Origin of the sequence: Leucobacter sp. MMO-125 (genome assembly GCF_037148395.1) — a bacterium.
In the GTDB taxonomy this organism is placed as follows: domain Bacteria; phylum Actinomycetota; class Actinomycetes; order Actinomycetales; family Microbacteriaceae; genus Leucobacter.
Window position 1 is genome coordinate 376,233 of record NZ_JBBCTL010000004.1, and the last position, 18,079, is coordinate 394,311.

Sequence of the window (18,079 nt, forward strand, 5' to 3'; positions counted from 1 at the left end):
ATGAGCACTCCCCCACGCCCCACCGCGACCGATGCGGACGTCGACGCGCTCGTAGACCGATACTACGGCACGCGCGGAGCAGTCGGCTACGCCGACGCGCTGCCGCTCAACCCTGCCGACACCGCGCTCGTCGTCGTCGACGCGCAGCAGCACCTCACCACTCGAGCGATCCGCGACTCCCTCGTGCTAGCCGGCCTCTACGACGAGACCGTCGAACCGGTGCTCGAGGTGATGGACGCGCACCTCCAAGCCGCCCTCGACAACGTCAGCGCGGTGCTGGCCACCTGCCGGGGGCTCGGAGTCCGAGTGGTGCACGTCGGCATCCAAGCGATGCTGCCCGGCGCCGAAGACACTGGTGCGCTGCACAAGGCGGCCGGGATGCTCTACCCGCCCGGGTCACCCGACTCGGCGTTCCTCCCCGAAGCGACCCCAGTGGCAGGCGAGATCGTTCTCACGAAGACGTGCTCCGGGGTCCACGTGGGAACCCAGATCGACCAGGTGCTCAGAAACCTCGGCGTCGACAAGGTCTTCATGGCCGGCTTCTACACTGACCAGTGCATCAGCACGTCCGTGCGAGATCTCGCCGACCTCGGGTACCGGGTCAGCCTCATCGACGACGCGATGGCGGCGATGAGCCCGGCACGTCACCAGAACGCGCTGCAGAGCATCCGGAAGCTCTACGCGAACTCGGAGAGCACAGCCGACTTCGTGGCGCGCGCCGAGGCCCTGTCGAGCAAGCGCCGCGGCGGCTGGTTCACCGGCCGACACCGCCAGGCGTAGATCAGCCGGCGCGCCGGCACCAACATGCTCTGAACGCCGCATGACAGCCTCACACTGCAGTGAACACTCGTGTACACTAGTGTTATGAAGAGGGTGAGCGCATTCGCGAAAGAGAAGGGCATCAGCCGCGGGCGAGCCTACGCGCTCGTGCGCTCGGGAGCGATCCCAGCGGAGGTGCTTGACGGCGGGGCAATCATGCTCGACGACATGGCGATGGCTTGGCAGCCGCGTGCCGCCCGCCCCTTGTCCGAACGTATGGCGTGGTTTCTCCTCGCAGCACTCGAAGGCCGGCGGGCGGAAGGTGCACGAGACGCTGAGCGGGCTCGGATCAGGAAGCACCTGGCGGAGTTGCAGGCTGCTCCTGAGTCGGCGCGGTTGCTGGCGGGCAAGGTTGCTGCACGCGCCGCACTGCGTGAGTTCTCCGCACACAAGGCCGATGTCGCGGATCTGCGCGCGGATCCGCGCCTCCGCTTGTCCGGTGTGGGTGCGCCGGGATCCGGGATGGTCGCTGACGACGTCGTCGAGGGGTATGTCTGCGCGGACGTGCTCGACGGACTCGTGAACGACTATCTCTTGCAGGAAGGGCGCGGCAACAATGTGCGCCTGCGCGTAGATACCGATCATGAGGTAGGGAAGGCGGCCCTTGCCGCCGACCTCGCCGATTGGGGGCGAGCCCGCGAGCTGCGCGAAGCCAATCGGATCCTCCACGAGCTACTGCAGGAGCTGCGATGAAACACCTCGACCTGACCACACTGGACCACGAAGCAGAAGCCGCATTGCATGGCGTGCCCGGTCTCACAGAGGTCTGGCCCGCCACCCAGACGACCCAACCCCCTGAGGGTCCCGGCCACGGCTACGGCCACGGCCACGGCCACTCGATGTAGGCCGTGACCGTGGCCGCCTCCTTCGCAACGTGAGGGTGGGGGTGCTGCGCTGGGCCTGTTTACCGGCCCGCATGGGCGCCCCCTGCGGTACGAGCGCACTGCAGCCTGATCGAGCGGAGCCCGAATAAGCCGACGCCCACAGAACCACCGGCCATTCCGCGCGCAGCCGCGGCGTCCGTTCAAATGGATCCCGCGACTCGCTACTCGCGCAGGATGACGAATCGCTAAGGAGCGCCGAGGTATCCTGCGCTCCCCCGTCGCGAACTACTGAGCCTCGAAGAGGGCCGTGCGCAACGCGCTGCCAAGTCCGGGGTCGACGTTCGTCCAGTACTGGATCGCGCGCTCCCGGATCTCGTCGCTCTGCACGGCGCCGACGGCCCCAGTGATCGTCGCGAGGAACCGCTCCTTAGCCGCGTCGTCGAAGACCTCCCGATAGAGAGTGCCGGCCTGGCTGAAGTCGTCGTCCTCGGCGTGCAGAGTGATCGCTGACCGGATCAGCTCGCCGTCCGACTCCCAGGAGCCTGTGCCCGCCAGCTGCGAGTCGGCCACCGGCCCGCCCGTCGAGTTCGGCGCATAGACCGGGGCGTCGGCCGGCGTGAAGCCGTGCCGGCCCGCGCCGTCCTGCGAGTATGTGTGCACTGGGGCGACCGGGGAGTTAACGGGCAGCTCGTTGTAGTTGGTGCCGACCCGGTAGCGCTGCGCGTCGGGGTAAGAGAACACGCGCGCCTGCAGCATTTTGTCGGGGCTGATGTCGATCCCGGGCACGGTGTTGGCAGGCGAGAACGCGGCCTGCTCGATCTGCGCGAAGAAGTTCTCGGGGTTGCGGTTCAGGGTGTGCACGCCCACCTCGATCAGCGGATAGTCGGCGTGCGGCCAGACCTTCGTGAGGTCAAAGGGGTTGAAGCGGTACGTCTTGGCGTCTTCGTAGGGCATGACCTGCACCTGCAGCTTCCATGCGGGGTGGTCACCGCGCTCGATGGCTTCGTAGAGATCGCGCCGGTAGTAGTCGGCGTCGCCTCCGGCGATCGCTTCAGCCTCCGCACCGTCTATCTCCTCGTTACCCTCCAGCGCGGTGAAGTGGTACTTCACCCAGAAGCGCTCGCCGTCGGCGTTGATCCACTGGTAGGTGTGGGATCCGAAACCGGGCATGTGCCGCCAAGAACGCGGCAGGCCGCGGTCGCCCATCAGGTAGGTGACCTGGTGCGCGGACTCGGGCGAGAGGGTCCAGAAGTCCCACTGCATGTCGGCGTCGCGGAGCCCGGAGCCGGGGAGCCTCTTCTGCGAGTGGATGAAGTCGGGGAACTTGATGCCGTCCCGTATGAAGAACACCGGGGTGTTGTTCCCCACGATGTCGTAGTTGCCCTCGCTCGTGTAGAACTTCACTGAGAAGCCGCGCACGTCGCGCCAGGTGTCGGGCGATCCCTGCTCGCCGGCGACGGACGAGAAGCGCTGCAGCGTGCCGGTGACGGCACTGGGCTGGAATACGGCGGCCCGCGTGAACGCGGAGACGTCCCCGGTGACAACGAACTCGCCGAACGCCCCGCCGCCCTTCGCATGCACGATGCGTTCGGGGATGCGCTCGCGGTTGAACTGTGCGAGCTTTTCGACCAGATAGCGGTCGTGCAACGCGATGCTGCCGTCCTGCCCCGCGCTTAGGGAGTGGGCATCGCTCGCGATCGGCGTCCCCGTCTGGGTGGTGGTGGGAGGGATGCTGGACATGGTTCTCCTTCGGTTTTCGGGTAAGACGAATCACGCCCCCGGTTCGGCGGCGTTGCGGCGGCGTCGTCTATGCGGCCGACTGCTGGCAGTCGGAGCAGAGGCCGAAGAACGTGACCTCGGCCGCCTGTATGGTGAAGCCCGTCGTCGAGGACGGATCGAGACACGGCGCGTGTCCGACGACGCAGTCCACGTCGGCCACTGCCCCGCACCCGGAGCAGACGACGTGGTGGTGGTTGTCTTCGATGCGCCGCTCGTAGAGCGCCGCGGATCCTGCCGGTTCGATCCGGCGGATGAGGCCCGCCGCCGTCAGATCCGCGAGGATGTTGTGCACCGACTGGATCGAAGTCGTCGGCAACTCGCGAGCGACCACTCGGAACACTCGTTCGGCGTCCGAGTGGGGCATGGAAGCCAGCGCCTCGAGCACGGCGACCCGGCCAGCGGTCGCCCGCAAGCCGGCTGCGCGCAGCGTCGAGTCGATTCCGGTTTCCATGCTGCAACCTTAACCCTTATTTTGATTAATTCAAAATAAGGCGCGAGGCGTTCACCGAAAGGCGGCACTCCGCGCGCCGTCGCAGACCTACGCCGCCGGTGGTGGCGATAGCTTGCTAGCTGCGTGCCGCTCGGCCCTTGTCCGGACGAATGGCGTGGTTCGTCCGCGCGCGCTCGAAGGCCGGCGGGCGGAGGATGCACGCGATACTGAGCGGACTCAAGTCAAGAAGCGCCTGGAGGAGTTGCAAGCGGTCCCCGAACCGGCCCGCCGCTAGCCGGAAACGTTGCTGCTCGCGCCGCACTGCGTGAGTTCTTGGCTCGGGGCGGCGCGCTATCGAGCAAGCGTCACGGTGGCTGGTTCATCGGCCGATACCGGCAGGCGTAAGTCACACCGTGGTCTCCGATACGCCGACGCCCATCATGGAATGAGCACTATGAGTCGCGTTGCCGACCGGGCACGGGTCGCACGACACTGCATTGTTCCCCCATCCCTCCCACCGTGCGCGTTTGCTACGTAGAATGGAGCTATGACGGGTACGACGTTGACGCGAGAGGCGGAGCTCAGCTTGCAGCTCCACAGCGCGGCGCTGCCCTTTCTGCGTCAGGACTGGCCCACCGCGCGACGCCTAATGCGCTCGAATCTCGCTCTCCTCAAGCGGCGCCGACGTGCACCGCTTGCCGAGGGCTGGGTACGGGAGTGGGAGACGGCCGTGGAGGCCGGCCCTGAGGCTGTTGCCGCTGTCGCCCTGACCGAAGGCGAACGCGGTATTGATCTTCGACAGGTGAGCCCCCTCGCAGGTGTCCTGCCCCAACATGTGCGGTTGCAGGTGCTCAAGCAGGTGCGCGGTCATGCAGCGCACTGACCTCGAACACATCATCCGTGCAGCCTGTCGGGTGGCTGAGCAAGACCAGGTGCTCGTCATCGGATCCCAGTCAGTGCTGGGCACGTACAGCGAGCTCGAGCTGCCCGAGGAATCTACCTTCTCGGAGAAAGCCGACGTGTTCCCGCTGTTTGATGACGCGGACGGGACCAAGTCGACGCAGATTGACGGCACGATTGGTGAACTGAGCCAGTTCCACCAGACATTCGGCTACTACGCTCAGGGCGTCGACCGCCGTACCGCCACACTCCCAGCGGGGTGGGCAGAGCGGTTGGTGCCGATCCGAAACGAGAACACCGACTACTACACGGGCTGGTGCCTGGACGTGCACGATTTGTGCAGTGCGAAGCTGGTCGCAAATCGGGATAAGGATCGTGCGTTCGTGACGGCGCTGATTCATGATGATCTGGTGTTGGTTTCCACCATCCGTGAGCGACTTGAACTGACCGAGGTTGACGCGCAGCGAAAGCGGGTCGCACTCGATTGGCTGAGCATGTGGGACGACGTTCAGCCAAACTATCGGGCGCCCGAACTGCCGGCAGTGCCTGCAAATTGGCAAGGGCACCCGGCAGCGGTGATCGCCGAACAAGAAGCGCAGCAACCAGAGACTCCGTGGAACGGATCATGGCCGCACGCGCAAAGCGGCCAGGATCTTCACGGTCCTGGCCGCAGTCCCAGCCCCGGCTACTAAGACGCTCCAGCTTGCGCTCAGTATGAGGGTGCAGCCTGCTTTTCCGGGGACAGGGGCTGGGCGGCGGCGAAAGCGTGGGGAACCGGCATCTGCGAATCTGTCGTGAGCCGGAGGGCCGCAGCGGCAAGGTGCCGGTCGCGTTCGCGGTTGCGTGCGTGGGCGTGTTCGCGGCCGAGCGCTTCGTCGCTGTCGACGCCGTAGAGGTCGCGGTAGCAGGCGATGGTGACTGCGCGCCGGCGCCAGGCTGCCTCGTCCCCGGGGAGGCGTTCTCCGAGCTCTTGCAGCCAGGGGGCGTCTTCTGCGATCGCGCGGTCGACGAGGAGTTCCGCACGGAGCTGGATTGCGGTTTCGCGATCGCGCAGCGCCAGGGTGAAGTCGGGGTCGCCGAAGTCGGGCGCGGTTTCGATGATGCCGGCGATGAAGTCTCGCGGCGCGGCCGCGCGCAGCGCTTCCGCGTCGAGCTCGTCAGGGGCGATGCGGTACTGGGTGCGGAGCAGGTGAGCGAGCCGTGCGGTGACATCGCGGGTACTCCCCCGGTCCATGCGCTCGAGCGCGCCGCGCAGGACGTCTTCGAGCGGGGCATCGGCTGCGTGTTCGAGCGCGGTGAGGATTCGGCCGAGCTTGAGGTCGGAACGCGACTCGGTGCTGTCGATGCCGAAGTTGTGCAGCAGGGGCGTGTAGCGGTCGTAGGCGCCGAGCTCGCGCAGGTCTTCCAGGTGCGTGGAGAGGCGGTAGTGGAGCACGGCGAGCACGTCGCGGGCGCCGTCGAGATCTCGACTGGCGAGCAGCTCGTGGATAGTGGCCGGGACGTCGCGGCCTCGGGTCTCCAGGCGGCGGAGGTTCGCGAGCACCGGGCCGAGGTACGGGGAGTCCGGTGCGTCGGCGTCGACGAGGCCGAGGCGTGCGAGCACGGGCAGGTATTCGCGTTCGAGCTGGTCGGCGCTGAGGGTCTGGTATTCGGCTGCGAGCTGCCGGATCGACCCGATGCGCTCGGCTTCGTCCTGGAGGGTTTCGTGGGCGGAGATGTCGCCGCCCTTCTTTATGACGACATGGTCGAGCGTTTCCCGCCATGTGCGCGTCATCCCCGTCGCAGCGGGGTCGCCCTTGTCGCCGGCCTCGTCGTCGATGACGTATGCGCGGTTGGAGAGCTTGCCGCGGGTCATCGCGACGTAGAACGTCTCCCGTGTCGCGCTGGCGTCGACGATGGTGTGCGCGGTGTGCACGGTGCGCCCCTGGGAGCGGTGCGCGGTAGTCGCGTAGGCGAGCTGGACGTGGTCGCGGCAGTAGTCGGCCGGCAGAGTGACGTACTCCTCCCCCGCGACGGCGACGATGTCGCCGGTGTCGGGGTTGATGCCGGCGACTACCCACTCGTCGTTGTTCTTCACCCACCGGTCGTGGTCGGTGCGCAGCCGGCGGGCGTTCTGCCGGGTCACGATCCGGTCGCCGGGCGAGGCGACACCGGATGCGATGACAGCCTCATGGGTCTTGTCGACGTGGCCCTGCTGGATGCGCCACTCGCGGGCGATCGTATTGAGGCGTTCCACCATGTCGTTGGTGGGTGCAATCAGGAGCGATACGAGCATCCCCTCCCCTTCAGGTTCGGGGGTCATCTCGTCGTGCTTCCACGCTTCGACGGCGGCCGCGACGATGTTCTCGTCGAGGCCGTGCTCGATGCGGCCGTGCTCGAGGTAGGGGTCGAGGCCGGCGGTCTTCCCGAGCCGGAGGAGCTTGGATGCGTCGGCTTCCCACTCGGCTTTGAAGCGGTGCAGGTTGACGAGCTCGGCGACGTCGGCACGGTCTGCGGCGAGGAGTCCGAACGCGCCGCCGGCGTCGACGGCGGCCAGCTGCGCCCAGTCACCGACGAGGAGGAGCTTCGCGCCGGCCGCATGGACCTGGGCGCGGATCTTGTCGAGCGCGAGCGTGCCCCCGATCGAGGCCTCGTCGACGATCATCAGCTCGCCCGGGCGCAGCTGGTAGTCGATGCCGTCGCGGGTGTCAGTACCTTGGGCGGTCTCGTGGAGCCACTTCGCGGTGTTCTCGGTCTGGATCCCGAGCGATTCCGCGAGCACTTCGGCCGCGCGCGCGGTTGGGGCGAGCCCGCGCACGGTGCCGGCACCGTGGTGCTGCTCCCAGATCTCGCGGAGCTTCTCGAGCGAGGTGGTCTTGCCGGCGCCGGCGGGGCCGACGAGCACGTCGACTTCGCGGCCGGACGTGAGAATGTTCTCGACCGCGGCCGCCTGGTCCTCTGACAGCACCCGCTGCTCACTCCCGGTCGGCATCGCGATGAGGTCGTCGACGAGCGCCTGGTCGACGCGGGCGCCGTCGGTCCCGCGCCCCGCCGTCAGCAGTCGTTCCTCGGCATCCCACACTTCCCGCGTGGAGTAGAGGTCGCGCGCTTCGGGCTGGAACATGTCCTCGCCGTCCGCGGTGCGGAACCGGTGCGGGGTGTGGAGATGATTCTTCGGGGTGAGCGGGATCGCCTGCGAGAGCACGAGGTCGACGACGCGCTGCACCGCAAGGTCGCGGTCTTCCGGGGACCGGAACCGCCAGCCCGCGATCGCACGAAGGGCCGCGGTCTCCGCGTTGCGTCTCCCCCAGGTCGCGCGCGCCGTGGCGAGGGTGTGGAGCACATACTCGGCGGCATCCCGGGCCGCTTCGTCGTCGACGTCGTCATGGCGGAACGACCACAGCGGCAGATCGTCCTTCCGTGCGGCGCCGACGTCGCGGACCCGGTCAGCGAACAGGAACGAGTCACCCACGTGCGGGCGCGCACGGTGACGCCAGCTCTGCGTGAGGTCGCGCAGCGAGCGGTGCTTTTTCGCGGTGCGGGTGGCGAGGGTGGCCTGCTGTCGCATCTTGATGATGGTGCGATCGCTCGGGCGTCGGCCGTGCTTCTCCACGTACTTCGCGATCTCCCGGTCGACGTGCTCGTTCAGCCGCTTCGACCTGGTGGAGTACTCGTCGACGAGCGACTTCGGTACGCCGTCGATCTGCCACTTCACCGAGCCCGGGTTCGTGCCCGACGAGATCGCGAACTGGTGCTTCGCAGCAGGCGTGTCCGGCCGTTCGTTATCGGCCAGCCAGTCGCGGTACTGCTCGGGGCGGGCCAGCACCTCCTCCACGGTCCACTCGATGCCGAACCGGGATGAGAGCTCATCCATGAGCACGCCGTCGTAGTAGGCGCCGGCGGTCGCGACGGCCGGCATCAGCGACCATCGGGAGTCGATCGTGCGCCAGCGACCGTCCTCCCCCTGGACACGGTTGGAGACGAGCATGTGCGTGTGGAGCTGCGGGTCACCGTCCCGGGAGTCCCAGTGGTCGAACATGGCGGCCGAGATCCCGAGCACGTGCGCCTGAGCGACACCGTCGGCGCCGGTGCGGGTGCGGATGATGTCGGTTTCGAGTTTCTCGATCGTCGACTGAATCGCCGCGTGATGCGCCTGCCGGATCTGGTCCTTCAACTCGGGGTCAGCGAGTGCCCACCACGACGACACGCTCTTCGGCGGCGAGAACACGAACTCGAAACCCGCCACCGACTGTTTCACCGGCGCCTCGGCCTCTTCTACCCGGATCTGGTCTCCGAGCGCTTCGAACTCCGCCGGCGTGAGCTCGTGGTTCGCGGGGTCCGCCGCTGCGGCCTGGATCCGCTGCTGGATACGTTTTTCCAGCGGGAGGACCGTGTTGTATCTCCGGCCGAGCTTCGCACCCGTGACGGGGTGTACGCCCTCTCCGAACAGGGCGAGGAACTCACTCTGCTGAACGGCCTCGCGTGGGTTCAGGCCAAGGGCCGCGAGCCCGCTGCCCGCCCATGAGCCCGGCGGGGTGCCGTTCGCCATGTAGTAGGCGGCGCGCCCCTCAGCACGGTCGATGGTGTGCTCCTCGGCGACGGTGTTCATCAGGTACCCCCACGCATCGCGGGAGGCTCCGATCAGGGCGACAGTGAGCATGGTCTACTTCTCGTTTCTCGATTGGGCGCGCTGCGCGCGCTTCCTGCAGGTCGCGTCGCAGAACCGCCGGCGGCGCGACTTCGTCTGCGGCAAAGGGCGCTGGCACCAGTCGCAGAACAGGGCCGACAGGTCGCTCGCGCTGCGGTGAGCGCGCTTCCGGCAGCGCGGCGAGCAGTACGCGTGTTCAGGGTTCCTCGGTTCCGGTAGGAACACGTTGGTGCAGCGCGGTGCAGCGCACGTGTACAGCAACATCCCGGTGAGCACTTCGACGCGATGCTCGCGCGCCCCCTCTACTTCGCGGCGGCACGCGATGCTGCAGTACTTCCGCTGCCTGGTGGGGGTGATGAACGTGCGTCCGCACCCATCGCGCGCGCACCGCGTCTCCCAGCCGCCCCCGCCGGTACGGGTTGCGGCTGGGTGCGCGAGTCCACGAGACTGGCGGATGCGAGCTTCGAACTCACGTTGGGATCGGGTCTTCAACTCCTGACCTGTCCTCACTGCATTCTGGGGAGAGCGAAGGCAGTGCCTTCTTGCCGGATGGTTGGCCAGAAGTCGCCCTCAGCCACGAGGACACCCTCCGCTTCAAGCCGATCGACACAGGCTGCGAAGTATTCGAGTACGATCCGCGCGTTTGGCGAGTGGTAGTTCTCTGGTGCGGAAGGGGTGAGCTTGGTGAAATGCATCTCGACCGACGCGCTTTCGAGAATCGAGAAAGGCACCTCAATCGTCACGGTCGGTTCGGCGTTGATTTCCTCCTGGCTGAATGACCGAGCCACAGCTTGCTGAGGCTGTGCAGTCTTGTCGTGATCTGTTTGCACGGCGGCCTCCCTTGTTCGATCTGGATGAGGGCTGGATTCTGTTCTCACCCGTACATCCATTCCGACGCCCAGGCCACGCTCTGCGAGGGTTTCGGAGATCACGGCTTGACCTCCCCAGTGGTGGCAGCGTTCGGGCGATCCGCGCCGGGCCAGTCGCAGGACACGAGTCTCGGGTCCGCCCTGCTCACGCTCGTCCAGTGCAGGCAGATGACGGTGGTGCCGTCCGAGAGGGTCACCGATTCTTCTCTGATGTCGTACCCATCGGTTTCGACTACTTCCGGCGTGTACTTCGGCGGTTCCGGGGCGCTGCCTCCTTTGTCGAAGTTTGTTGACTGCGCTATGTACCACGAGGCCGTCAACCCGGCCAGCACGAAGACGGTCGCGACAACACGGTGCTTGAGCTGCATGGTGTTCTCCATTTCCAGGCGGGCGGTGCACCCGCTCACTGGATAGATGTGCGGTCGCGCGCACCTCGTGTCACGGAACGTGGGACGCGGTAACCCTCGAATGCCAGTGGTGTAAGGAGAAAGTCCGGCGAAACGGAGTGAAGCCGGGCAGGGCAGCAGCAGAGCTGATGCAGGAAAGCAGGGCGAGCGAAGCGCTGCGCGATGAGATCAGTGAGGGAGAGTGTGCGGAGAGCAGGATGCGGCTTAGGTGGTTGGACGGGGGCTGTTGCTCCCTCGCTCCGAGGCACCCGTGCCAGGTGCGCGCCTCCCCTCTTCGTGGGGCATGAGCGATTCGACAACCCCGGCGCCCGGAGCGCCGGAAGCGCAAGCGGTGACGTGCCCCTTCTGCTGCCTCCCTCAGTTCGTGACGAGGGGCGATGAGCTGTGCCGCAGCTGCGGCCTCGACATGCAGCGGCTGTTGGGGCACACGCCCCGCACGGTGGCCGAGACCCTGGATCCCCGTCCGGTCGCGGTCGCGCCGCCGGCAGCCGGCGGCAAGAAGCGCCGGAAGCGGCGCGCCTCGAAGCGGGCCGCCGCCGCGGCCCCGCACTGGGTCGATGGCACGCCAGCGAGCAACGCCGCCGTGAGCGCACTGACGGCACTCCCGGTGGCCCAGCAGCCGGCAGTGGCGCCGCCGGTCGTCGTCGCGCCGCCCGCGGTCGCGACACCGCAGGTGGTGGACGTCGCCGACGAGCTGGACGAAGCGACGCTGTTCCGGCGGCCGGCCGAGGTGGACATCGTGAACGACGCGACGATCGTCGCTGCGGCGTGGGTGCTCGAATTCCCCGACGGCGCGACAGTGTCGCTGCCGTCCCCGCACGTCGTCGTCGGGCGTCGCCCGCAGGCGACCGAAGACGCGACATTGGTGTCGCTCCCGGATCCGTCGCGGTCGCTGTCGCGCACGCACGCACGGCTGCGACGCGACATGGCGACCGACACGTGGACGATCGAGGATCTCGGTTCGAGCAACGGAGTCGCGACGGTGAGCGACACGGGCGAGGCGACTTGGCTCACGAGCGGTGTCCCCGCCGCGGCGACCGAGTACCTCCTCCTCGGCGACGTTCAGGCCCGCCTCACCAAAGTCGCGACCCGCGACACAGCACGGGCGCTCAGCACCGCGACACCGGTCGCGGTGACTGCGTCTCCCGATGGTGTTGAGTGAGGCGACACAGCGCCGGCGCGCACGCCGTGGCGACATGGCGCGCGACGCGCTCCCCTCCCCCTCCAGGCGACACGGGAGGCGACGCCAGACCGGAACGGCTGGCGACAGCACCCGGTGCTCGGCCGCGAGAGATGACGGCAAGTGCCAACACCAAGAATCCACGACATCGCAACATGCACACCGCAGCACGACCCTGAACCGGAGGAACCATGAGCATCCCGACGACATACGACATCGAGCACAAGTGCGGCCACGAGGAGACGCGCGACCTCAGCGACGTCCCCGCCGGGCAGCGTGCCGGCAAAGTCGAGTGGCTGAAGACCCGACCCTGTTTCGAATGCTTCCGTGCCAGCGGTAAGCGGAAGGTCTCGAAGCAACTGAAATCCGAATGGGACCAGCAGCACCAGGAAGCGATCGCGGATCAGGAGCGCCCGGGGCTCCCCCTCCTCCGAGGCAGCGACAAGCAGGTGAAGTGGGCGATCGACTGCCGCTACAAGCTGCTCCGCGACGGCTACGACGCTCTCGTGCAGGAAGGCGAGCTCGACGACGCCGACTTCGACGCGCAGGTGCTTGAGCCTGCGCGACGCATCGACCTCGCGAAGTGGTGGATCGACAACCGCGAATCGACAACGGCTTGCTCATCGAGCTGCTCGCGGATCCGGGCGTCGAAGCCGGTACAAACGAGAACCCCTACTGATCCGCACCGGCCGCTCCAGGGCACCCTCACCGCTTCCTGCAGCGGCGCGGGCACCCCTTCTAATTCAGCCCTCATTCGCTCCGTCGGAGCTCTGGAGGCATTGCGTTCGTCCTGGCTGATGAGGGGCCAAGGAACCCGAAGGAAGGGGCCGCAGTCAGGTGGCCCGGAGGGGGATAGTTCATGGCACTGCTCACGGCGATCTTCATCGCCATCATCAAGGTTGTTGCGGGGTGGAATCAGATTCCGCTTACGACTTCTACGCTCGGCTGAAAGAACTCTCGGATCTGGTCGGCTCTCTGCTCACGGTCTTACGGAGCGTTGCCGTTCTGGTGTCGAGCCTGATCGCGCTTCGTGCTCGGAGCCGGCCGGGTCGAAGGCGCCACCGCCCTGAGTAGAGGCGCGTCCGCCGTGACTCGGCTCGCTTCCTGGCGGGCGATGGAGGCCCGTATGGAGTTCACTACCCCGACAGGATGAGCCCGCCTCGCTCCTCACGGAGCGGCGGGGGCGTAAGACTGGCCAGCTCGCGTGGTGTGGAGCCGAGGTGTTCGGTTGGATCCAGTTGCGTTCCGAGAGGGCGAGGCCCCGTCAGAACTGCCGCATCTATCGAAATTCAGAGCTGGTCGGTGTAGTCAGGCAGCCATACCGTGCGGGACCATCGCACGGACCCGCGATGGATCTCTTTCGTTCCCCTTAGTGCATGCAGGGCGGTCTTGACAGCCGGACGGTCCTCCTCCGGCAGCAAGCCCACCTTCTTCGCCGACGCCATGAGGCACACCTCGTAGCTGATGCGGTATTTATTGGTGAGGTCGCCCGGGTAGAGCTTTCCTTGACCGCCGACGAGGAGCGCCTGGTTGATAGCGTCGACGACCACAACGCGCTCGCCTACAATCTTCGGGCTTTCGTCAGGCAGGGGCCGATCAGCATAAAAACCGGGGCAGGACATCGACCTGAGGGCGTCCGCACTTTGTCTGTAACATGCCTGAGGTGAAGCCCCAGAGAGTGCTGCTGCGATCGACTACGCTCATGCGAGAGACCCGTTGCCACTCGACATAGCGCTCGGGGGACGAGAGCCGATTCTCACAGGTACGGCCGATATCGAGCGAACCACATGCTCCACGTAAGTGTTTTTGCCAACTGGTACTTAACCATTGGCCCAACGATACTGACTAGGGCAACCACCACGAAGCGCCAACGCTTGCATCAGTACTATTAACTCAGACGCGGGAACATTGGACACGGTATTTGCCTCGACGGCCAAACCCATCTTGGTCTTTTTCAAGCTTACCGTTCCCGGGTGACGGATCCTTCTCCCCCATCCGATCAGTCACCCGGTTTAAATGCCCCGTGTCGGGGCGGCGCCCCCCGCGCTGCCGCCGGCGGTGCGCGATAGTCCGAATAGAGCGGGTATCGCGCACTGCCTTTACTGTCCTTGCGGAAACGAGCGCCGTATGCGACTGATCCCGAGCCTGGCATCATCTCCACAAATACCAAGACGCTCCCGCTTTCGGGCGGTCACCAGAGGCCCGGGTGCCGGATTTCGCGGGACCATCAGGGCCATGAGCGAAGCACATCTCACTTACCCCGCCAATGAAAGGATGCACGCGACATGAGCGATTTCCTGTCGAGGATCTCCTGCCAGCATGAGTTGGAAGATCTTTTTGATCGAGCACTTGAGAACCGCGATATCTGGCCTGCTCTTCAACCAATCGTGTGCTTGAACACTGGGACGATCGAGGGTTACGAGGTCCTCGCTCGTTGGACTGCTCCAAGCGGAATCGACATTTCGCCAGCACGCTTCATTCCGAAGCTCAAAGAAGCCGGACTCCTCGATAAGCTCGCGATCGACCTTCTAGACATCGCTTGCCGGGCCTCAGTTCAGCGCCCAGGGGATTTCTACTTGTCATTTAACTTGGCCCCAACCCAGCTCTCCCAGCCGGACCTGGCGGACAGACTTCTTCGGACCGTGGACAGGACACGGTTCAGCACCACTCGGGTTCATTTCGAGTTGACTGAGCAAATGGCCATTCCAAATGAAAGCGTCGCATACTCCACGTTCACGCAGTTGATGGAGCGTGGGGTCAAATTGGCAATCGATGACTTCGGGGTTGACCACTCAAACTTTGTGCGCCTGGATAGCCTCCCCTTCCAGATCCTCAAGATCGATGCACAGCTCGTGAACGGCATGAGCAGCAGCTCGATGAAGCGCTCGATGGTACGCGTGATACTTGACCTCTGCAAAGATCTCCATTTGACCTCCGTGGGGGAAGGCGTCGAATCAAGCGAAGATGCCGAAGCCCTTCGCGAACTCGGCTGCGATCTCGCGCAAGGGTTTCACTTTGGGCGACCCCGTTCGATGTCAGATACTGAGTTTGAGAAGCCCACTCTCGTTTCAATCGGGTAGTCAGAACCAGATCACCGAGATGAGTAGTATTGCTAGCTTGTCTCGTAGAGGCTCTTCATGGGAGCTGGAATCGTGAAATCATGTCACGATTCCAGCTCTCTTCTACGGTCACTGATGTACTTCCCATTCGCTGACCACCCACGGCAGATTCCAGGGGTCGTGGCAACACGGTTGATCCTGAGGACAAAAGAAATGGCCCCGCTCAACAAATCTTGGTGGTCCGGGCCATTCGTCGTTGATGACAATGTTTGAGTGCTGCCGATTACCGCACTAAGGAGTGCGGCGTTGACGAAGTGGTTTGCCTGACTTGCATAGGGGAAGTACTGAGAGACTTGGCGCGGGGGCTCAAGGTCTTGCGTGGGCGGGTTTTGAGCTTTCCGGCATCCTGAAGTTCGTCTAGCGTGTGGACCGAGATGTAGGGCAAGTCGGGAAGTACTGACACAGGAGGCTTTCAAGCTCTCGTTCGATCCATCCGGTCATGAGATTTGATATTAAGAAGCACCGATCATTGAGCCGAAAGGTCAGTTGAGAAATGGGGACGAGGAATATACGAAAAGACAAAGGCTCAATCGCATACCGAGGCTCGGTCTACATCAAGAGCAAGACCTCCTGGCCGCCGTCCCACTACACATCGCTAATGTATCGGCTCTGCGGTCGATGTACCTGGGGGCACATCGGCTCGAGAGCGACGAGTGCGCTGGATGAGCCAGCTCACCACAAGAACGATACCCCAGACTATAAAGGCACCGCCGATGAGCGGGAGAACCAGCGCTGATGCTGGGCTCTGTCGCAGAACGGAGATCGTACCAATCCAGGGCAACGCATACCAGACACGTCCGCGGATCTGCTCAGGAATGACGGGAGCGGGATCCGCTACAGCGTTGTTGTCCCCCATCGTGGTAAAGGAGAGGCCGCCGTCCGTGCTGCGTGCCACAGCGACGACCCGATGGGTGATGACTGTCTGCTCACCTGCGGCGACCTGGTAGGTAATGGCGTCGCCAATGCGCAGTTCTTCCGGGTCCACGGGGCGAACTACGACCAAGCTGCCAGGCGGGTACGCCGGTTCCATCGACTGGGTCAGAATAGTGTAGGTGTGCGACCCGGTAACAAAAGGAACAACGATTGCGAGCGCGGCGATCAACACCACCAGGCTCAGCAGTCCAGCGGTGATCCCCACGCCGAGCGCGCGCGTAAACTCACCCAAGCTACGGCGGCTCCGACGGGCTCGAAAGGCCTCCCTTGCCGGGGGGGAGCCCTCCGTCGAGAGGACGGGCGAGGGACCGGTCACGTGTCCTGCTCCTGACGTCGTCGACGGCGAGCACTGATGAGCGTAGTCCCCGCCGTGAGCAGCCCGACGGCGAGGGCAAGGGCAAGGATCGGGGCGGCCGCGCCAGTGACGCCGAGTTGCGGGGGGCGCGGGTCCGATATCTGCGGCAGACCCGGAGACGGCGCGGGGACTGCGCTCGCAGCGCACCCGCTAGCGGTGGAACCGATAGCCTCAGAGGTGATGACGAATCGGAGCTGGAAGCTCACGGACTCTCCCTGACCATCAATGCCGTCAAGGTCGCCGAGGACAAGCCCCGCGGTCAGCGGGACGGTCGAGTGCGCTGCTAGCGGGATCGCCGACAAGAGTTCGACGCAGGGATCGGCGGCGGAGAAGAGCGCGGAGCCAATGCCGTTGCCCGGCGCCTGCAATTCGGCGGAGAGCGATTGCTCGAGTAGGGGGTCTGAGACGTCAATCCCGGTCAGGCCCACATGCAAATAGCCGTCCTCCGCGCCGGCGTTGCGAACAAAGAAGGACTCCTGGGAGTGCCCTTGCGGAACGAGGACCGTTCCCGCAAGTAGCCCACTGAAGGTATGGGTGAAGACGACGCCGTCCGGCGACACCTCTAGCACGTCACCTCCCGCGGCCACGGCCGAGGTCGGGGCCAGAGCGGCGGTCGTCAGCGCCGCGGCCGCCGCGATCCCCGCGAGCCTTGCTGACCTGGAAATCAGCGCTGTTCTACTAAGTGCGCGCCGGATCACGGGGATACCCACATGGTGCTGAAGAACCGGTTGCTGCTTCCGCAGGGTGCAGTCGAGAAAGTGCCACCGGATGCTGCGGGAGCCTGAGCACAGAGGCCTGTTGCGACGTTGACAAACTGCCGTCCTGAGTATCCTCCGGAGAGCGGTCCAGATTGCGGGATCCAGAGCTGATGTAGCTCTTCAACATTGCCGACCTGCGACTCGATCAATGTTCCATCAGGAGTAGCCTGCAGGTACCCGTACGCGGGGTTGGTGGAATTGGCTCTAATTTGAACAGCGGACTTTCCGGGAACTCTGATTTGGAAAAACTGTTCGTTGCGAGTCGGCGCAGCGCCGTTCGCGCAGTTGGGGTTTGCGAAGGCGATGAGATCTAGGCCCGGCTGCGAGGTATTCCCACCGTAGGCTATATTCCAGCAGGAAGCAGCGGGGGCTACGTTTCTGAGGTAAACATTCTGACTGGTGGTGAAAAAGTTGAAAATCCTGGACGTGCTGATCGTGGCGGCTCCGCTCGCCGGGGCCTGCGCGTTGAAGTTGCCAAGGCTGATCCGCCCGGTGAACGTAGGAGCGAAGCTCTTGCTCCCCGTTGACGAGACAGCCGCCGCGACCCCAAGCCGAGCAGCAACGACCGCGCGATTCTGCTGGACTGCCGGCGCGGAGGGCGACGGGGTCGAGTCGGTGGGGTATCCGCGCACGCAAAATAGGGCTTCGCCGTGGGGGGGGGTTTCGACTGGGACTGAGGATATCCCCTCGCTCCAGGCTGCGCTCATATAGCCCGGAGCCGGCTCACTCATACTGTCGCAATCTCCCGGAGCAGTGACGGGCCAGACGGCGACAGACATCACCGCACCGAGTCCGGCGTCTGTCGAGGGTTCGACGACCAGGGTAACCGATGATGTTCCTGTGAAGCCGGATGATGCCTGCTGCTCATTGAGCACTCGCGCAAAATGAGTGGTCTGATAGCTGTCGTTCGTGATCGTCTCCTTCACCCCGGTCACTGTGGCGCTGGTCGAGAGGGACCCCGCTGCGACCTCTCCGCCTGCGGCCAGTCCCTTCTCCCAGTGCGCTATCGCGCCGGGCACACCTATCAAGCTGCCACCGACGGCGATAGCAGAAACGAGGACCACACCGGCCCCTGTAAT

The 18,079-nt window shown here is 65.2% G+C and carries 16 protein-coding genes and 1 pseudogene; 7 read left to right on the plus strand and 10 right to left on the minus strand.

Annotated features, from left to right (window positions below; genetic code table 11):
* Together WFI54_RS11840 and WFI54_RS11845 are read left to right on the plus strand one after the other, a co-directional pair.
* The gene (locus WFI54_RS11840; RefSeq protein ID WP_336652999.1) at positions 1 to 780 is read left to right on the plus strand and encodes a cysteine hydrolase family protein; all 780 of its coding nucleotides are present in this window, start codon (positions 1 to 3) and stop codon (positions 778 to 780) included.
* A gap of 84 nt (positions 781 to 864) precedes the next feature.
* Positions 865 to 1,512, plus strand: coding sequence for a hypothetical protein (locus WFI54_RS11845; protein ID WP_336653000.1), 648 nt, complete (start codon positions 865 to 867; stop codon positions 1,510 to 1,512).
* A gap of 416 nt (positions 1,513 to 1,928) precedes the next feature.
* On the opposite strand, the gene WFI54_RS11850 is transcribed toward WFI54_RS11845, so the two are convergent.
* Positions 1,929 to 3,383, minus strand: a complete 1,455-nt coding sequence (locus WFI54_RS11850; protein ID WP_336653001.1) for a catalase — start codon at positions 3,381 to 3,383, stop codon at positions 1,929 to 1,931.
* Between the two features lie 67 nt (positions 3,384 to 3,450).
* On the minus strand, positions 3,451 to 3,873 hold the full coding sequence (locus tag WFI54_RS11855; protein WP_336653002.1) for a Fur family transcriptional regulator: 423 nt from the start codon (positions 3,871 to 3,873) through the stop codon (positions 3,451 to 3,453).
* Between the two features lie 526 nt (positions 3,874 to 4,399).
* Between WFI54_RS11855 and WFI54_RS11860 the strand changes: the two genes are divergently transcribed.
* Both WFI54_RS11860 and WFI54_RS11865 read left to right on the plus strand, forming a co-directional pair.
* Positions 4,400 to 4,735 carry a hypothetical protein gene (locus tag WFI54_RS11860; RefSeq protein ID WP_336653003.1) on the plus strand — a complete coding sequence of 112 codons (336 nt, stop codon included), beginning with the start codon at positions 4,400 to 4,402 and terminating at the stop codon, positions 4,733 to 4,735.
* Positions 4,722 to 5,444: a DUF6036 family nucleotidyltransferase gene (locus WFI54_RS11865; protein WP_336653004.1), complete on the plus strand. Its 723-nt coding sequence runs from the start codon at positions 4,722 to 4,724 to the stop codon at positions 5,442 to 5,444. The genes WFI54_RS11860 and WFI54_RS11865 overlap by 14 nt, the downstream gene beginning before the upstream one ends.
* A gap of 17 nt (positions 5,445 to 5,461) precedes the next feature.
* On the opposite strand, the gene mobF is transcribed toward WFI54_RS11865, so the two are convergent.
* Positions 5,462 to 9,391 carry a MobF family relaxase gene (mobF, locus tag WFI54_RS11870; protein ID WP_336653005.1) on the minus strand — a complete coding sequence of 1,310 codons (3,930 nt, stop codon included), beginning with the start codon at positions 9,389 to 9,391 and terminating at the stop codon, positions 5,462 to 5,464.
* Between mobF and WFI54_RS11875 the strand changes: the two genes are divergently transcribed.
* Complete coding sequence (locus WFI54_RS11875) at positions 9,390 to 9,539, plus strand: hypothetical protein (protein WP_336653006.1); 150 nt, start codon at positions 9,390 to 9,392, stop codon at positions 9,537 to 9,539. The genes mobF and WFI54_RS11875 overlap by 2 nt on opposite strands.
* A 38-nt stretch (positions 9,540 to 9,577) precedes the next feature.
* Here the strand turns inward: WFI54_RS11875 and WFI54_RS12760 are convergent.
* The 3 genes and pseudogenes from WFI54_RS12760 to WFI54_RS11885 form a co-directional block, all read right to left on the minus strand.
* Positions 9,578 to 9,643 (minus strand): annotated as a pseudogene (locus tag WFI54_RS12760) (hypothetical protein); the annotation flags it as partial.
* 242 nt (positions 9,644 to 9,885) lie between these two features.
* A complete protein-coding gene (locus WFI54_RS11880) occupies positions 9,886 to 10,311 on the minus strand; it encodes a hypothetical protein (RefSeq protein ID WP_336653007.1) in 426 nt (141 codons plus the stop codon).
* A complete protein-coding gene (locus tag WFI54_RS11885) occupies positions 10,308 to 10,616 on the minus strand; it encodes a hypothetical protein (protein WP_336653008.1) in 309 nt (102 codons plus the stop codon). The genes WFI54_RS11880 and WFI54_RS11885 overlap by 4 nt, the downstream gene beginning before the upstream one ends.
* 403 nt (positions 10,617 to 11,019) lie before the next feature.
* Between WFI54_RS11885 and WFI54_RS11890 the strand changes: the two genes are divergently transcribed.
* Positions 11,020 to 11,817 (plus strand): FHA domain-containing protein, encoded by a 798-nt coding sequence (locus WFI54_RS11890; RefSeq protein ID WP_336653009.1) that lies wholly within the window; start codon positions 11,020 to 11,022, stop codon positions 11,815 to 11,817.
* Positions 11,818 to 13,124: 1,307 nt separating this feature from the next.
* On the opposite strand, the gene WFI54_RS11895 is transcribed toward WFI54_RS11890, so the two are convergent.
* A complete protein-coding gene (locus WFI54_RS11895; RefSeq protein ID WP_336653010.1) occupies positions 13,125 to 13,385 on the minus strand; it encodes a hypothetical protein in 261 nt (86 codons plus the stop codon).
* A gap of 735 nt (positions 13,386 to 14,120) precedes the next feature.
* On the opposite strand from WFI54_RS11895, the gene WFI54_RS11900 reads away from it, so the two are divergent.
* Complete coding sequence (locus WFI54_RS11900; protein ID WP_336653011.1) at positions 14,121 to 14,915, plus strand: EAL domain-containing protein; 795 nt, start codon at positions 14,121 to 14,123, stop codon at positions 14,913 to 14,915.
* 634 nt (positions 14,916 to 15,549) lie between these two features.
* Here WFI54_RS11900 and WFI54_RS11905 read toward each other — a convergent pair.
* The 3 genes from WFI54_RS11905 to WFI54_RS11915 form a co-directional block, all read right to left on the minus strand.
* Positions 15,550 to 16,119 carry a signal peptidase I gene (locus WFI54_RS11905; protein ID WP_336653012.1) on the minus strand — a complete coding sequence of 190 codons (570 nt, stop codon included), beginning with the start codon at positions 16,117 to 16,119 and terminating at the stop codon, positions 15,550 to 15,552.
* Positions 16,120 to 16,199: 80 nt separating this feature from the next.
* Positions 16,200 to 16,940, minus strand: coding sequence for a hypothetical protein (locus tag WFI54_RS11910; protein WP_336653013.1), 741 nt, complete (start codon positions 16,938 to 16,940; stop codon positions 16,200 to 16,202).
* Entirely contained in the window at positions 16,937 to 17,926 is a 990-nt protein-coding gene (locus WFI54_RS11915) for a hypothetical protein (protein WP_336653014.1), read from the minus strand. Before WFI54_RS11915 ends, WFI54_RS11910 begins: the two co-directional genes overlap by 4 nt.
* Positions 17,927 to 18,079 lie beyond the last annotated feature (153 nt).

What these genes read in the sequence shown, in the direction of transcription:
- WFI54_RS11840 (WP_336652999.1), top strand. Translation starts at nt 1, where the DNA reads ATGAGCACTCCCCCACGCCCCACCGCGACCGATGCGGACGTCGACGCG.
- WFI54_RS11845 (WP_336653000.1), top strand. Translation starts at nt 865, where the DNA reads ATGAAGAGGGTGAGCGCATTCGCGAAAGAGAAGGGCATCAGCCGCGGG.
- WFI54_RS11850 (WP_336653001.1), bottom strand. Translation starts at nt 3,383, where the DNA reads ATGTCCAGCATCCCTCCCACCACCACCCAGACGGGGACGCCGATCGCG.
- WFI54_RS11855 (WP_336653002.1), bottom strand. Translation starts at nt 3,873, where the DNA reads ATGGAAACCGGAATCGACTCGACGCTGCGCGCAGCCGGCTTGCGGGCG.
- WFI54_RS11860 (WP_336653003.1), top strand. Translation starts at nt 4,400, where the DNA reads ATGACGGGTACGACGTTGACGCGAGAGGCGGAGCTCAGCTTGCAGCTC.
- WFI54_RS11865 (WP_336653004.1), top strand. Translation starts at nt 4,722, where the DNA reads ATGCAGCGCACTGACCTCGAACACATCATCCGTGCAGCCTGTCGGGTG.
- WFI54_RS11875 (WP_336653006.1), top strand. Translation starts at nt 9,390, where the DNA reads ATGGTCTACTTCTCGTTTCTCGATTGGGCGCGCTGCGCGCGCTTCCTG.
- mobF (WP_336653005.1), bottom strand. Translation starts at nt 9,391, where the DNA reads ATGCTCACTGTCGCCCTGATCGGAGCCTCCCGCGATGCGTGGGGGTAC.
- WFI54_RS11885 (WP_336653008.1), bottom strand. Translation starts at nt 10,616, where the DNA reads ATGCAGCTCAAGCACCGTGTTGTCGCGACCGTCTTCGTGCTGGCCGGG.
- WFI54_RS11900 (WP_336653011.1), top strand. Translation starts at nt 14,121, where the DNA reads ATGAGCGATTTCCTGTCGAGGATCTCCTGCCAGCATGAGTTGGAAGAT.